We start from the raw sequence: 15,979 nt of genomic DNA, 5'->3' as shown, positions 1-15,979 counted from the left end.
TACTTATGATTAGTTTAACATATGCCCGGTGGAAATGGAATGACTAAATATTTTTCACTGTCTCTATCGCCTTTTCAAGTTGATTGTCTCTGTCGGGATTATTCTCATCGTACACATATTCAATCTCAACATCCGGTGCAATCCCTGTTCCGTTTATATTTCGTCCTTTAGGAGTAAAATATTCCGCAATCGTCAGTTTCACGCTTGTTCCGTCCTGCAGGTCGAAAATCTGCTGGACCAGGCCTTTTCCGTAAGACTGTGTTCCTACGATCTCCCCTGTGCCGTAATCCTGAATAGCCCCTCCGAATATTTCCGAAGCGCTGGCGCTGTTTCCATTCATCAGGACAACAAGCGGCTTTTCAAAGACATGCTCTGCATCAGAAGTATATTCCTCTTTCTCTCCATTCTTATCCTCTGTATAGACGATCAGTCCTTCCGGCAGCATCAGATCCAGAATCTGACATACAGTCTTCAGATTCCCTCCCGGATTATTTCTAAGATCCACGATCAGTCTCTCCATACCCTGCTCTTCCAGCGAATCCATCGCCTCTTTATACTGATCGTAAGTAACAGAAGCAAATTCTGTGATGCGGATATAACCGATCCCCTCTTCTGCCATCTTACTTTCAACCGTCTGCTCTACTATGGTGTCTCTTTTAACAGCAAACTCTTTCTCTTCCCTGTTATCCCCTCGCAGCATAGTCAGCTGAACAGTTGTACCAATCTCTCCTTTGATTTTTTTCACAACCGCATTGATATCCTGCCCGGTGATATCTTCCCCCTCTATTTTGTAAAAGATATCGCCTTCTTTTATACCTGCATTATCAGCCGGGGAATCTTCGTATACCTGCATAACCCGGATCGTCTGTGTCTCCTTATCCTGAGTAACTACCACCCCGATCCCGCCAAATTCCCCTGTTGTCATTTCTGTCATTTTTGCTGTCTCGTCTTGATCATAATAAGCAGAATAAGGATCTTCCAGTCCTTCTATATAGCCCTTATAAATGCCTGTTTCCAGCTTCTCCTCATCTACCTCTCCCGTATAATACTCATCGATCAGAGCATTCAAAAGCTCCATTTTATCACTGTCTGCTTCCGCTGCATTCCCAGCTTTCCCGAGGCTGCAGGAAACCGCACTTATTCCTAATAATACAACGAGGGCGCCAAAAAGCGCCCCCTTAAAAAAACTTTTTTTATGTTTCATACAACAAAAACCAACCTTTTATGTTCCTGTCTACAAATAAAGTCTCGGATCAACCGGCGTACGGTTTACCCACACCTCAAAATGAAGATGCGGTCCGGTAGACGCTCCTGTCGAGCCTACCAACGCAATGTTCTGTCCTGTACTTACAGACTGACCGGAACTTACCAGAATACGGCTGCAGTGCTGATACAATGTAGCAAGATCGCCGTGATTGATGATCACGTAATTACCTCTTGCACCGTTATATCCCACTTCGATTACCGATCCGGATGCCGCCGCGTAAATCGGACTTCCCGTACTTGCCGCATAGTCGCGTCCCTTATGGTTCGTACTTCCGATACCTCCCGGTGACGCCCTGCCTCCAAACTCACTGCTGATATATGCGGATGGACACGGATTCTGAAGTCTGCCGCTGCCACCTCCGGTGTAAGGCGGTGCAGGAGTAACGGTTGTACCGCCGCCACCGCTTGTTCCTCCAGAGCTGCCGGACGCCGCTGCCTGTGCTTCCTGCTGCATCCTTGCCTGACGTTCCGCTTCTGCTTTCAACGAAGCGATCTTTTCATTTACTTCGCCAAGCTCACTGCTTAAGCTGCTGATCTCTTCGCTCTTGCTTTCGATCAGACTTTCCATCTCCGTCTGTTGTTCCTGAAGACTGGTCTGCATTTCTTCCAGTTTCTTGTTTTCTTCTTCCAGGTCTTTCTTCTGATCCTCTACCTCTGTAACAATATCCTGAAATTCCACCAGCATATTTCTATCATATTCAGAAATCTGTGCAATATACTCTGCATTACTTAAAAATTCCGCAATACTCTTTGATTCCAGCAGTGTTTCCAGAAATTGACCGTTTCCGTTCTCATACATGTACTGGATCCGGAGTTTCATGCTGTTATACTGGTTATTCTCATCAATCTGAGCAGCGATGAGTTCATCTGTCTTTGCAGCGATCTCTTCCTGTTTTTTCTCAATGTCTGATTTGGTCTTATCCATATCATCCACGATCTTTTCCAGCTGTGCAGCAAGATTATCCTTCTCTGCCTGCGCCGCTGCCTTCTTATCCTGCAGCTCACTGGCCTGATTCTGTGCATCCTGGAGATCATCTGCCTTTACCTGCACTGCACTTCCGAATGTAAGCGCCCCGACTAACAGCACACTGACTAATCTCTTTTTTTGCATTTCTTCTCTCCCTTTACTTTTAACCCCTTGTTTCTACTCCCTTACGGGTTTTTTCCTGCTATTTTTTATCATAGCACATTTTTTTTGGTTTTTCCAGTATAACAGGAAATTTTCCCTTCTATATCCTTACTTTCATTGCTTATACTTTCAAATGCTTACGGATTGTAAAGAAGCTTCCCAGGAAACCGATTCCAACACCGAGAGCCAATCCCACCGGAAGAAGAGTACGGTATACTTCTGTTACCGGAAGGAAATCCAGAATATTATTTAATAAATTAAATCTCTGAAGGATGTATGAAACTGCCTTGTCATACATAAAATATAACATTACCAAAGGTATCAACGCCCCAATGATACCGATAACAAGACCCTCTATAACAAACGGCGCCCGGACAAATCCGTCCTTCGCTCCAATATATTTCATGATTGCGATCTCCTCCCGCCGCACGGTAATACCCATGGTTACCGTATTGTTGATCAGGAAGATCGACACTGCAAGCAGAATAGCAATGATCGCAATGGAAACATAGGTAATGAGTCTGTTAACGCTGCCCAGCGTATCCGCCACTACGTCCGATTTATTTACCTTACGTACCCCATCCAGACCTTCCGCAAAAGCTACTACGTCGTCCTGTTTGGTAACATCTTCCATATACACGGAGTAATTGTTGGAATTTGCCAGCGGATTATCATCCTTAAATCCTTCTGCAAGTGAGGAATCTTCTCCGAAATACTCGCTCTGGAAAGATTCCCATGCCTGATCTGCGGACACATATTCCACATCATGGACCCCTTCACAGCCTGCCAGCTGCTCTCCAATCTCGTCTATCTGGTCTTCTGTGATATCCTCTTCAAAAAATACTGTAATGGCCACACCCTCTTCGGCCTTCTGTACAATATAATTAAAATTCATTACGATCGCAAAAAACAGACCGAACACAAAGATACACGCTGCCATTGTAGCAATGGACGCAATGGAAAACATCTTATTTCGGCCAATATTTTTAAATCCCTGTTTCGTCGAATATCCGACTGTACTAATCCTCATTTCTATACCCACCTTTTTGCTCGTCGCTGACAATGACACCCTTTTTCATTGTAACGACACGTTTCTTCATCTCGTTTACAATTTCCTGATTATGCGTAACTACCAAAACGGTCGTACCCCTGTCATTCGCTTCTTCCAGAAGCTTCATGATCTCCCATGAATTAGTCGGGTCCAGGTTTCCTGTCGGCTCGTCCGCCAGAAGAATAGCCGGCTCATTGACAATAGCTCTCGCAATGGCCACTCTCTGCTGCTCTCCTCCGGACAACTCCTTTGGATAGGATTTATACTTCTGTGCAAGACCAACCAGAGACAGCGCAGCAGGAACCTTTTTCTTGATGATCCTGGTAGGTGTCTCTACAACACGCTGAGCAAAAGCGATATTTTCATATATATTCCGGTCCTTTAAAAGACGGAAATCCTGAAACACAACCCCAAGCCCTCTGCGGTACATGGGAATCTGTCTGTGTTTCAGCCTTTCCAGGTTCTGACCGTTTACAACGATCGTACCGGAAGTCGGCTCCAGTTCCTTCATGATCAAACGGATCAGCGTCGATTTTCCGGAACCGCTGTCGCCTACGATAAAGACAAATTCACCCTGATCGACTTTCAGGTTTACGCCGTTCAGAGCAGCAACCCCTTTTGAGTATTCTTTCGTTACCTCATTTAATTCAATCATACTTTCCTCCTAATTATCAATACTCCAATGACTCCATGTATTTCATATACTTGACTACCATCAGTGCAATCTTAAATGTGATGGCATCCTCAAACACACGAAGATCAAGCCCCGTACTTTTCTGGAGTTTATCCAGACGGTAAACGAGTGTATTACGATGGATGTAAAGCTGTCTTGATGTCTCTGACACATTCAGACTGTTCTCAAAGAACTTATTGATCGTCGTCAGTGTTTCCTCATCAAATTCGTCCGGGGATTTCCCCTCAAAAATCTCGCGGATAAACATTTTACACAACGGAATTGGGAGCTGATAGATCAGACGTCCGATTCCCAGAGTGCTGTAAGCAATCACTTTTCTGTCGTCAAAAAAGATTTTTCCCACATCCAGAGCGAGCTTAGCCTCTTTATAGGATTTCGAAACTTCTTTAATATCTCCTACTATGGTGCCGTATGCGATCCGTATATCCTCTTCTCCCTCTCCCTGAAGAAGCTCCAATATGGATTCCGCCATTTTTTCCAGCTCCGCGTGCCCATCGGAAGAACTCAGTTCTTTTACAATAATAATATCCTTTTCATCAACTGCCGTGACAAAATCTTTGGACTTATTTCCCAGCAGACTGCGGACATGATCCACCATACTGCTGTCTTTTTCATGGGCAGTCTCCACTATAAAGATAACACGTCTCACTTCAGTGTCAATATGTAATTTCTTTGCACGATTGTAAATATCTACCAGAAGCAGATTGTCAAGCAGCAGGTTCTTGATAAAATTGTCTTTGTCGAACCGCTCCTTGTATGCGATCAGAAGATTCTGTATCTGGAATGCCGCAATCTTTCCAACCATATACACATCATCGCTGCCGCCGTTAGCCAAAAGGATATATTCCAGCTGATGTTCATCAAAAATTTTGAAAAACTGATATCCCTGTATAACCTGGCTGTCTGCCGGTGAATCTACAAAAGACAGCACAGACGCCTCATAATTCTCCTGTTCGGCAAATGTGCTTGCAAGAGATTTGCCATCCGTGTCCATCACGCAAAGATCAATCCGGGTAATTCCCTTTAATCCATCGATGGTATTTTGTAGTATTTGATTAGATATCATATTCTATCTCCTCCACTAATTTCAATATGCATTTTCCACAATGTATTTTCTGCACATTTACCCATTTATACATATTACTTTTTTTATACTAATATAAATCCACAAAAAAAGAAAGAGGAAATCACAAATTTTTGTTAATTTCCTCAATTTTCTCCCGGTATTTTCCTGATTTTCGGCATATACATACTATACAAAATCACGTGCGCTCTCAATGGGCATTCACAGCCGTTTCCATTTCTTTTTTCCGCTTTTTTTCAATCTCGCGTTTAAAAATTTTGTGGTTGATAAACTGCACCATTTTCTGCATACGGCTCCGACTGCGGTAAATGGGGTTTTCACCCTTTCCGATCCCAAGCCAGACTCTTGCATTCAGAATACTTCTGTTTCTTACAATAAATTCCTGCTCTGCCGGCGCAGAAAGAGCTGCGATCACACAGTCTGTCTCTGCACCGTTTACGGCATTTACAACAAGGTCATCCGCCGAATCGGTAGGCGATACTTTCGCCATTCCCGCCACCTGTATCCCGCTGTATCTCTCCTCCAGGTATTGATAGAAGGCTTCCGCCTCCTCCTCTGTCTCCACCAAAAGAAATACTCTGAAGTGGTTTTTGTGAAGATAGCGCAGAAACATTCTAAGATATGTGCGCTGCTCCACTTCCTGAAGATGCCGTTTCTCTGTTATATCTGCCCCTTCCAGAATCTCCTTCTCTCCCGGCAGCACAAGATCCACACACTCAATGCTCTCCCGAAGCTTCGGTTCCTCCGAGGCATACATTACAGTATCCACCGTAACAAGCTCTATCACGCTGACAGGCTCTGTACCCATATATTCTACTGTCTGCTTCATGGCTTCTTTGGCTGTACAGTCATCAATTCCAATATTCAGCACTTGAATCTTTTCGTTCATTACAATCACCCGCTATTCCTTCTAGCTGTTCGATTATAGCAAAACGACTTTTCCTTTTCAACCTTTGACACCAAATATTCATACTTCGTAATACTTTTGTTACAGTTCAGCCTTCAGCGTATTCCCTGTTCTTTTTTCTTTTTGTTGATCAGACCTCCGATGCGTCCCGTCTCTTTTGAAGAGAGGGATTTCCACCCCTGCTCCATGACTTTGTCCAGCAGACCAAGCTCTTCCGCTATTTCGTATTTCATTTTTTCTTCTTTTGTCAGTTCGCTTAATACGATCGGTTTTTCTTTTTTCCTGCTCATGCTGATACCCCTTTCCTATATGCAAGTATTAACATGATGCAGGATTTTATACAGCCAAAACCGATTTATTCCTGACTGCTCCGGTCCTTAATTAGGGTCGTCCGGCATAACGATCGCCGCAATGATATATGCCAGCACTCCGCTTCCGGCGCAGAAAACAAACAAAAGGAAAGCAAGCCTTACTATCGTCGGATCGATATTAAAATATTCTGCCACTCCTCCGCATACTCCGCAGACCAGACGTTCTCTTCTTGATCTGTATAATCTTTTTGATTCCATATACACTCCTTCTTTCTGTAATTTCTGTTATCTTACTTCCGCTGCTCCTTCAAAAGAAACATTCACTGAACCGATACCGCACTGGATCTTCATATCCTTGCCGGCGTTGTTATCAATATTTTTATTTACTGCAACTCCGGAATAACTTTCATTTTCCAGATTCAGCTCACCGATTCCACATTCAATGAAATAATTGAAGTCTTCCTTCGTCCCTTCTGCAGTATAATTTAATTCTCCTACTCCGCATTCTATATCCACTTTTTTTCCAGCCTCGCCCACTGCAGTCAGACTTCCGGCGCCTACCATAAATTCCGCCGTGTCGGCTGTAAAAGAATTGATATTTCCTGCTCCCGCCCCAACTTCCAGATTCAGATCTTTGGCCTTTATCTCTTCTACGTCAAGTTCTCCATATCCCACCTGAAGATCTGCTTCTCCAAATTCCAAATAGTAAGGAACCTGTATCGTCACTTCTCCGGCTACTTCCTGATTCAAAAGTTTCCAGGGATAATGTTCGGCAGTGGTTTCCACTTTCAATTCTCCCTGTTCTTCCTTAATCTGAAGCTTCAGTCTGGAATTTACATTATAGGTTTCTACTCTGACGTTATTCTCTTCACACGGTACAATATTCACGAACAGTCCTTCTGTATCAACCTTCAGGTTTTTAACATTTGAAAAAAGTTCAACCTGATCGCTGTCCACACTGGTACTTCCTGATTTCCAGAAGAACTGCGGCATATAGTTATCAACTAATACACCTGTCGCTCCCATTGCTTTGCCCGTCACAGCGCATACACAGCCCACCGCTGCCGTAACTCCGCAGAACACCCAAAATCGTTTCCATCCTTTTTTCATTTATGCCACCGCCTTTCTCCTGTGAAACGGTCTTCGGATTAAGTTGATGATCCCCCGGAAGAATCCGGGAAGTACGATCATACATGCCCTCACCGACGCCACCGTCATAATAAGTCCGATCACAAATGTGATCAGGCCGCCGCCGATCAGCACAAGTCCTGCCGACGCTTCCGGTATCAGGCAGGCTATTCCTGCTCCCACGAGCGTCACACCAAGCAAAACTACCATCACGGAAGCAAAAGCCAGACCGGCAAACAACGCCACAACTGCCACAACTACCGCTACCGCCGCACAGATCAGCGCTATACCTGCCGGAACAATGACGGGAAGCCCCACCAGGATCACCAATATGATCAGCACTATTTTAAGTCCGGTATTTTTCTGTTTTGTCTGCTCACTTCCGGTGTCCCAGTTGTTGTTTGATCTCTGTTCTTCCCGGGTGTATTTCTCCTGCTGTTTTTCCGTTCCGCCGCCTGCCTCATCCGAATCTTTTTCCTGCCCCGGATACGCCGGCGCTTCTTTCTGCTCGAATCTCGTATCGGTATAACCGGTCTCCCGAAATTCGCCTGCATCCGACGAAGCCTCTCCAAGTCCTGCTTTCACCTCTGCAGCAACTTTTGCCGGGCTTCCAAGTTCCCGAACGATCTCTTCTTCATTCTCTTCTCCCGCTTCATCGAAATAATCATTATAATACTTCATCGCCTCTACACGTTCTTCCACGGATATATCCTGAAGAAGCGCTGCCAGTTCTGTCATAAACTGTATACGATTCATGAAATAGCACCTCCCTCAAATAATTCGCTGATCTTACTCGAATAGACTTTCCATTCGCCCCTGTATAAGTTAAGCTGCGCGGATCCTTTCGGTGTAATCTTATAGTATCTCCTGTTCCTTCCATCATACTGCATATCATAAACTTCCAGGCATTCGTCCTTTTGAAGTCTTCGCAGTACCGGATATAAAGTGGACTCTGATACTTCAATTGCTTTTCTTACATCCTGGGTGATCTTATATCCGTAAGTCCCTTCACTCTCCCGCGAAACAACCGCAAGGACGATCGCATCAAGAAGAGCTGCTCCGGTGTTAAATACCATCCAATCACTTCCTTTGTTATCATGTCTGCCTGCAGCCTCGGTGTACTCCGCCGCTGCTCTGCACACAGAATTAGTTGCAAAACAATATTATTTATCTATCTATATTATTTTTATGATCATATTATATGTCATATAATATTGTTTGTCAATATATGCAGAACAAGTTTCCTATTGAACAAAAAAATCCATCGATGCTTTTTTCGCACCGATGGATCAATTCTCCAAACATCTTAGCGTCTGTGTACAAGGGGACAATACGCTCCGTGTTGCCCCTTGTACACAGACGCTATTATTACAGCAAGATCCGCTCCTGAAGCGTAAAGGAATAAATAATTTTTTCTTTCACCCGTTTCCCGGTGAGCTGTTCCAACGCCTTTGCATAATAGGCCAGCTGTGCATGATATTTTTCTGCAAGTTCCTCTGGTTTTCGCACTTTATCCGTCTTGTAGTCCAGCACCACAAGCTCTCCGTCCTCCTCAAAGAAAACGTCAATAATTCCCTGAACCAGTATGGTTTCCCCTTCTCCTGATCCGGGGTAGATTTCTTCTGCATCTACGCCCAGAACAAAAGGCTGTTCCTTCCAAAGCTTTCCTTTTTCTGCCGCTTCTTTCATCCGTCTTCCGTCCGCACCGGAAACAAATGCAAGAATTTCTTTCGTCCGAACACTCTGCGCCATATCTTTCCGGATCTTTCCGCTGTTTTTCATCTCTTCGACCGCCATAGCCATGGATTCCAGACTGTAATCTTCCTTAAAATCCAAAAGCTCCAGAACACGGTGGTAAGCGCTTCCCCGGGAAGCTCCCGTCAGTTCTTCTTCCTCCATACGGAAACGCGGGATCAGCGGAATGACCTCCGGCTCTTCATAGGCCATCTCTCCCAGTTCTGTTCCTTCCTCACCATACACTTCCTTCATATATTCTCGCTTCTTCAGCTCCGAGACCGTAAACTTCAGCTTCCGTCCAAACGTATCCGGCCAGGGATAAGAGTATCCAAACTGCTCTTTCAGTCTGTCTTTCATTTCTTTATCATATGTTTCTTGTGTATTCCAGTCTTTCAGCGCCTGCTTGGTAAATATTTTCTCTGTCTTTTCCTCTTCTTCTGCACGGACAAAATCTTCCAGTCTCTTTATCCATACCTGAAGAGGCATCTCTTTCCCTCCGCCTGCAATGGCCGGAAGGATCCAGCTCAAACAGGAGGAAGCCGATGACAGCACCCCAAAAGAGAGTTCTTCTTCCCCGCCTTTTACCGCTCGCAGAGATTCCAGCTTCTCCCCGGGATTTTTCATGGTTCCTGTGAGGATCAATTTTTCTTTTGCCCTTGTAAGAGCTACGTATAAAACCCGAAGTTCCTCAGCCAGGTTCTCCAGGATTTCCTCCCTTTGCATCACCCTCTTAAAAAAGGATACACTTTTGGTGCCCTCGTCCAGATCAACAGCATCCAGACCTACTCCCAAAGAGGCATGAACGATCACACTGCTTCTGGCATCCTGCTGGTTAAACCGTTTTCCCATGCCGGCTGCGATCACCACCGGAAATTCCAGCCCCTTGCTCTTATGAATACTCATGATCCGCACCGTATCTGACTGTTCATCACTAAGACTTGCCTCTCCGTAATCCACATCATATTTCCGAAGCTGCTCGATATAGCGCACAAAATTAAACAGCCCTTTATAGCTGGTGCTTTCAAATGTCATGGCCTTTTCTGCCAGCATATCCAGATTTGCCTTCCGCTGCTCTCCTGCCGGAAGAGCGGCTGTGTAATCTCCATAGCCTGTCTCGTCCAGGATCTGCCAGAGCAGTTCATGGATCGCCGTATAGGGAACTCTCCGGCGGAAACGTTCCATCTGTCCCAGGCAGGATTCCAGTTTCCCCCGGATCTTTTCATCTTCTCCTTCCGTCCGGTAATGCTCCACCGCATCATAGAAGCGCTCCTTAGGATAAGCCGCCTTGATCCTGGCAAGCTCATCATCATTCATTTTTCCGAAATAGGAAGAAAGAACTGCTGCCAGCGGAATATCCTGTTTCCGATTATTTAAAACACGGAAGTAATCCAGAAGAGTTCCGATCTCCCGTGTCTCAAAATAGCCTTCCTTCGTCCCTGCATATGCCGGTATCCCTTCTTCCGACAACACTTCCAGGAACACATCGCTCCACCCTTTTATGCTTCGGGTCAGGATCACAATATCCGAATAGCGTACCGGGCGCAGTGTTCCGTCTTTTTTGTCTGTCACCACAGCCTGACTCATCAGCTCCCGGATCCGGCCTGCCACTGCCTTTGCCTCCAGGCGGCGGGCATTGAGGGTGTTTTCTCCCTCCCCGGCCATATCCAGGATTTCTTCCTCGATCTGTGATTCGATCAGCAGGATCTCCGGCTGATTTCCCGGCTGCTCCTCAAAGGAAGCGCCGGGATGAAGGGCCGCCCGGTCGTCATAGACAATTCCTCCAAGAGGCTCTGTCATGATCTGCCGGAACAGATAATTCACTCCCTCCAGCACTTCTTTTCTGCTTCGGAAATTGCGGTAAAGGTCAATCCTCTGCTTCTCGCTGTCGGTCCCCTCCCCTTCATAAAGACGGTACGTATTGAATTTCTCCATGAAAAGCTCAGGCCTTGACAGCCGGAACCGATAGATACTCTGCTTCACATCTCCTACCATGAAAACATTGTACCTTCCCCGGGAAATCCCGGAAACGCTGGTAAGGATCGCTTCCTGGATCAGATTGCTGTCCTGATATTCGTCGATCATAACCTCCCGGAACATTTCCTGGTATTCACGGGCCGCGGCAGAAGGTTTCCATCCATCCCCTTCTTTTTCTGTCAATATACGCAGGGCATACTGCTCCATATCGCTGAAGTCGATCATATTGCGGCTTCTTTTTCGTTCCTCAAAAGCTTTGGCAAAGGCGCCCGTCAGATCTGCAAGCACTTTCATCATAGGGAAACAAAGGGCTGCCTGGCGGAGCACTTCTTCGATATTATCTTTAAAATAATGACCGGCTGAATTTTTCAGGATCCCCTTCATTTCCTCCCGCAGTGCTTTTACCTGCTCTGCCTTTTCCTTTGACACTGTTTTATCCCGGTTAGCCGCCAGCTTCTTCCAGGAAATCTTCTGAAACGCCTCATAATAATCCGAATAAGTTACAGCCTTCTCAAACCGTTCAATATTTTCCAGATCACTTTCCAGCGTTTCCCCGTACATATAAGGCCCGTCCGGCTCTAAACACAGCTTTTCCGCTTGTCTTTGCAGTTTTGCAGCACTTTGGACATAGCAGTCCATCCGCTGTTTTGCCGCCTGAAAAGCAGAGGTCTTTAACAGTTCTTCTTCCGACGTCACCTGATAAAGGCGCACACAGGAGCCCAGCCATTCCTCCGGCGCCGGATAGCTTCTGGAAAATTCATAGAGCTTCAGGATCAGCTCTTCCATCTTGCGGTCATCCCTGCCCCGGGCATAACTCTCTGCAAATTCCAGGAACCGGGCATTACCCTCCTGATATTTTTTCTCGAGAAGCTCCTCCAGGACATCCTGGCGCATCAGCCGAAGCTCTCCCTCCTCTCCGATACGGAAAGACGGATCCAGGTCAATGCTGTGAAAATGTTCCCGTATAACAGAGAGACAAAAGCTATGGATGGTGGTAATCCTGGCGCTGTGTATCAGCGTAGCCTGCTGCTTCAGATGTTCATCATCCGGTCTCTCCGCCAGCTTCTTCTCAACGGCTCCCCGGATCCTCTCCTTCATCTCTGCCGCCGCTGCCTCTGTAAACGTCACGATCAAAAGCTGATCCACATCCACCGGATCTTCTTCTCTTGTCAGCATGGTGATGATCCGTTCCACAAGAACAGCGGTCTTTCCGGAGCCGGCTGCTGCCGACACAAGAATATTGCGGTCCTGCAGATCAATTACATTTTGCTGTTCTTTTGTCCATTTCACGCTCACAGATCATTCTCTCCTTTTCCCGTACTTTTTTCTGTACTTTCTTCTATCTGTTTTCCCATCCGCTCTATGGCTTCCTGTCTGTCGAGTTTTTCAATGTCACGGTAATGGTAGCCCGGAATCTTTGTATCGAATCCGCATATATGCCGGTAGGCACAGTAATCGCATCCGGTCCGGGTTCCCTGCCGGTAGGGACTGATCTTTGCCTCGCCGGACGCAATCCTTTCATGCAGCTCTTTTACCTTTTCCCCGGCGTATCTGGAAAGGACGGCAAAATCACTTCCATCTACTGCTTTTGATGAAGCAGCAAGACTTCCGTCCTTTTTAAATTTCACCGGCACAGCCAAAGATTCCCCTTCTCTTCCATGCTCCAGATGCGCAAGAGAATTTTTTTCCAGGCTGATCAGGCCGTCCGGGCGGAGTTCTTTCAATAGTTTTTCCTTTACTGTTTCCTTGTCATCCCCTTTCTCCACAAGGGGATCCTGGATGCGATAGTAAAAAATCCCGGACGGCACCGCCTCCTTGTCAGGATACCTCCGCTTTACCAGCCCCAGCGCCTGGTTCATATAAACCATCAGCTGAAGCTGCAGCCCATGATACAGCAGAGAAAAATCAAAAGCAGTGTGGCCGGTCTTGTAATCCACCACTTTTACATACACCGTATCATCTTCCAGACAGGTATCTACCCGGTCAATCTTTCCGCTTCCAAAACTCAGCTCACTGGCTTCCGGCTGGAAATCTCCCCGGCGGAGCTGCTCGGTCAAGGCCCACACCGTACGGTTCATCATATGTTTCATCCGTGTGACCATATACTGATTTCTCGATGTACTGTAAAGCACAGAATTTCCATAGTCTGTAACCGCTTCATCCACACATTGGTCTGAGAGTTCTTTTTGCTCTTCCAGAGTCAGAGAAATCCAGCTTCTTTTGCTCTCCGAAAGTTTTCCCGCGTATTTTTCCACTGCACTGTGGAAAACATTGCCCATATCCGCAGCCCGAAATTCATATTCCTGCCTTTCTTTTAAAGCCAGGCCATAAGTAAGGAAATGAGAAAAAGCACAGGAAGAAAACCGTTCCATTCTCGTAATGCTGGCTCTGAAATCATCTCCGTAAATCTTTTTTGCCACCGCTTCGCTGACCGCATCCGACGGGCGGACATAATAAGCCGCGTCCAGAAGATCTGACAGCTTGCCCTGCCATTTTTCCTCTCCTTTATACCAGCTGTAAAGCTCCATCCAGGCGCTTCCGGAAGCATCATCCCTCCCCTGCAGCCCTTTTGTGAGTTCCGTGATTCCCGACTCCGGCGTCATCTCTTTTTCCTTCAGCGCCTTTTCTTCCTCATCCTCCACAGAAATTTCAGGAAAAAGACGGCGGATTTCCTGAATCAGATAAGACGGCCTGACGCTCTTTCCATCCGCTGACACCTTACTGTAAAATACGCAGAGTTTCTCTGTCGGTTTCGTCAGATTCAGGTACAGATAATATTTCTGCACATAGGCCTGTTCCTTTGCTCCAGGCGTCAAAGCAATCTTTTCCCGGGCAAATTTTGTCCTGTCTCCTTCTGAAAGAAGTCCTGCCTGCATCAGATTTCCCGGAAGGAAGCTGTCATTTGCCCCCAGAAAGAGCAGCGCCTTAATGTCTTTCAGTCTGGTTCTTTGCATGTCACCGATCACAACCTGGTCGATGCCGGGCGGAATCACACCTACCTTGGCCTCCGTCAGACCTGCATCCAAAAGGCTGCAGTACTCCTCCAAAGTGACGGTCTCGTCCCCAAGCAGCTGCACAAACTTATCAAAAAGATCCAGAACAATCCCGTAAATCTGAGCATACTCTCTTGCAAGCGCCATCTCTCCTTCCGCCTGGAACTGCTCTTCCTGTTCTTTTAAAACGAGCTGCATTTTTTCCCGGACAAGAAAATCATAGAGCGCTTCTGTAATATCCCTCACTGTTTTCTTTTTCTGCTTCAGCACAAATACGAGATCATCCACCAGCTCCACCAACATCACCCGTAAATGATTGACCCGCTCAAGTTCCTCCTCGGTCATATCCCTGGAACGCCGGATCCACCGCTCCTGCCATTTTGCAAATCCTTTTACGCCAAGGGCCAGGCAGTAATTTTCCAGCTCGTCTATCTCCTCCGCTTCAAATCCTGCATACCCCGTACGAAGGAAGCGGAAGACACTCTCAAATGAAAAATTCTGCTCCGCCATGGTAAGGAGACTTCTTATATATTCCACAAAAGAGTTTAAAAGGATACTCCTTTTCTGATCCATAAAGACCGGGATCTCATAGCGTCCAAAGGCCCTCTTAAGACTGTTTCCGTATGTGTCCATATCACTGACGATAATGCCGATCTCCCGATAGCGGTATCCTTCCGTCCGGATCATACGGCGTACTCTTTCCGCTGCCGCCCACGCCTCATCCATGGGATTTCTGGCTACATGAAGTTCCACTGCGCTTTGCTGCCCTGTATATGTTTTTCCTGAATAACGGAAGATTTCTCTTTCCAGGAACCCGATAGCAGGACAATTTTCAAACCTGGGAGCAGGCTGCCTTTTCAAAACAACGGGGTCCTTGACAGGAATCTGCATCTTCTTCGCTGTTTCCAAAAGAGAAGCTACTGTCTGCTTGCTCATGGCAAAAAGTTGGTAAGGATGACGAAAGGTATAGGGATCTTCCCGTTCATCAATAGTTACCGTCACGATCACATCCCTGCATATTTTCATCAACTCTCCCAGAAGACGGCCCTGCACCGGGGTGAATCCGGTAAATCCATCCAGAACTACTGTGCTTTTTCTCAGAATCTCCGATTCACAGGCCACTCTGGACAGTACATCCAAAAGTTCTTCCTTGGTGATAAACTTTTCCCGGAGATAATCCTGGAAGCCCTGGTACAAAAGAGCAATATCCGACAGTTTATAATACAAATAAGAATCCTCCCCTGAGGATTCCATCACTTTGCGGATCTCATCCATCCCCACGTCGTACTGTATAAATTCCGACAGAACGGATTTCACTTCGCTGACATACCCCAGCTTCCGCATATTTCCTTTCAGCACCTTCAGGCGGGGCTCAAGCTCCCCTCCTATCTTCCTAAGCACCAGATTCTTCCCCTCATCGTCCAATACCGGGAAGCCTCCCTTGCCCGTCTCCTCAAAAATACGGTGAGCCAGGCGCACAAAGCTTAGGACATCAATATTCATGATTCCCTTCCTGCTGCCGTGCATAACAAGGTCTTTCTGAGTCTGCATGGTAAACTGCTCCGGTACAAGGACAAGGTAAGAAAGGGAGGGATTCTCCTCCGCTTCTTTTGTAATATTCTGATAAAGATAATGGGACTTCCCTGAACCGGAACCCCCAAAAACAAACTGCAGCGCCATATTTTTTCCTTTCTGTTGTCGTCAC

13 protein-coding genes are annotated in these 15,979 nt (G+C 46.3%); all 13 read right to left on the bottom strand.

What is annotated here, in order from left to right; genetic code table 11:
• Positions 1-43: 43 nt before the first annotated feature.
• Positions 44-1,204 carry a S41 family peptidase gene (locus EUBC25_RS09515; RefSeq protein ID WP_230105256.1) on the bottom strand — a complete coding sequence of 387 codons (1,161 nt, stop codon included), beginning with the start codon at positions 1,202-1,204 and terminating at the stop codon, positions 44-46.
• 30 nt (positions 1,205-1,234) lie between these two features.
• On the bottom strand, positions 1,235-2,377 hold the full coding sequence (locus EUBC25_RS09510; RefSeq protein ID WP_230105255.1) for a murein hydrolase activator EnvC family protein: 1,143 nt from the start codon (positions 2,375-2,377) through the stop codon (positions 1,235-1,237).
• Between the two features lie 139 nt (positions 2,378-2,516).
• The gene (gene ftsX / locus EUBC25_RS09505) at positions 2,517-3,425 is read right to left on the bottom strand and encodes a permease-like cell division protein FtsX (protein WP_230105254.1); all 909 of its coding nucleotides are present in this window, start codon (positions 3,423-3,425) and stop codon (positions 2,517-2,519) included.
• A complete protein-coding gene (gene ftsE, locus EUBC25_RS09500) occupies positions 3,415-4,101 on the bottom strand; it encodes a cell division ATP-binding protein FtsE (protein WP_230105253.1) in 687 nt (228 codons plus the stop codon). The genes ftsX and ftsE overlap by 11 nt, the downstream gene beginning before the upstream one ends.
• Before the next feature lie 16 nt (positions 4,102-4,117).
• Positions 4,118-5,206 (bottom strand): PucR family transcriptional regulator, encoded by a 1,089-nt coding sequence (locus tag EUBC25_RS09495; RefSeq protein ID WP_230105252.1) that lies wholly within the window; start codon positions 5,204-5,206, stop codon positions 4,118-4,120.
• Between the two features lie 208 nt (positions 5,207-5,414).
• Complete coding sequence (locus tag EUBC25_RS09490) at positions 5,415-6,113, bottom strand: WecB/TagA/CpsF family glycosyltransferase (protein WP_230105251.1); 699 nt, start codon at positions 6,111-6,113, stop codon at positions 5,415-5,417.
• Between the two features lie 113 nt (positions 6,114-6,226).
• Entirely contained in the window at positions 6,227-6,421 is a 195-nt protein-coding gene (locus EUBC25_RS09485) for a small, acid-soluble spore protein, alpha/beta type (protein ID WP_230105250.1), read from the bottom strand.
• Positions 6,422-6,508: 87 nt separating this feature from the next.
• Complete coding sequence (locus EUBC25_RS09480; RefSeq protein ID WP_230105249.1) at positions 6,509-6,700, bottom strand: PspC domain-containing protein; 192 nt, start codon at positions 6,698-6,700, stop codon at positions 6,509-6,511.
• A 27-nt stretch (positions 6,701-6,727) separates the two neighbouring features.
• Positions 6,728-7,552 (bottom strand): DUF4097 family beta strand repeat-containing protein, encoded by an 825-nt coding sequence (locus EUBC25_RS09475; RefSeq protein ID WP_230105248.1) that lies wholly within the window; start codon positions 7,550-7,552, stop codon positions 6,728-6,730.
• Positions 7,553-8,326: a DUF1700 domain-containing protein gene (locus EUBC25_RS09470; RefSeq protein WP_230105247.1), complete on the bottom strand. Its 774-nt coding sequence runs from the start codon at positions 8,324-8,326 to the stop codon at positions 7,553-7,555.
• The gene (locus tag EUBC25_RS09465; protein WP_230105246.1) at positions 8,323-8,646 is read right to left on the bottom strand and encodes a PadR family transcriptional regulator; all 324 of its coding nucleotides are present in this window, start codon (positions 8,644-8,646) and stop codon (positions 8,323-8,325) included. Before EUBC25_RS09465 ends, EUBC25_RS09470 begins: the two co-directional genes overlap by 4 nt.
• Before the next feature lie 292 nt (positions 8,647-8,938).
• Positions 8,939-12,577: a helicase-exonuclease AddAB subunit AddA gene (addA, locus tag EUBC25_RS09460; protein ID WP_230105245.1), complete on the bottom strand. Its 3,639-nt coding sequence runs from the start codon at positions 12,575-12,577 to the stop codon at positions 8,939-8,941.
• Entirely contained in the window at positions 12,574-15,954 is a 3,381-nt protein-coding gene (locus EUBC25_RS09455) for a PD-(D/E)XK nuclease family protein (protein ID WP_230105244.1), read from the bottom strand. Before EUBC25_RS09455 ends, addA begins: the two co-directional genes overlap by 4 nt.
• Between the last annotated feature and the right edge of the window lie 25 nt (positions 15,955-15,979).

The sequence above is a fragment of the Claveliimonas bilis genome, from assembly GCF_020892095.1.
Taxonomy (GTDB): Bacteria; Bacillota; Clostridia; order Lachnospirales; family Lachnospiraceae; genus Claveliimonas; species Claveliimonas bilis.
This window is presented reverse-complemented; position numbering and strand designations above follow the sequence as displayed.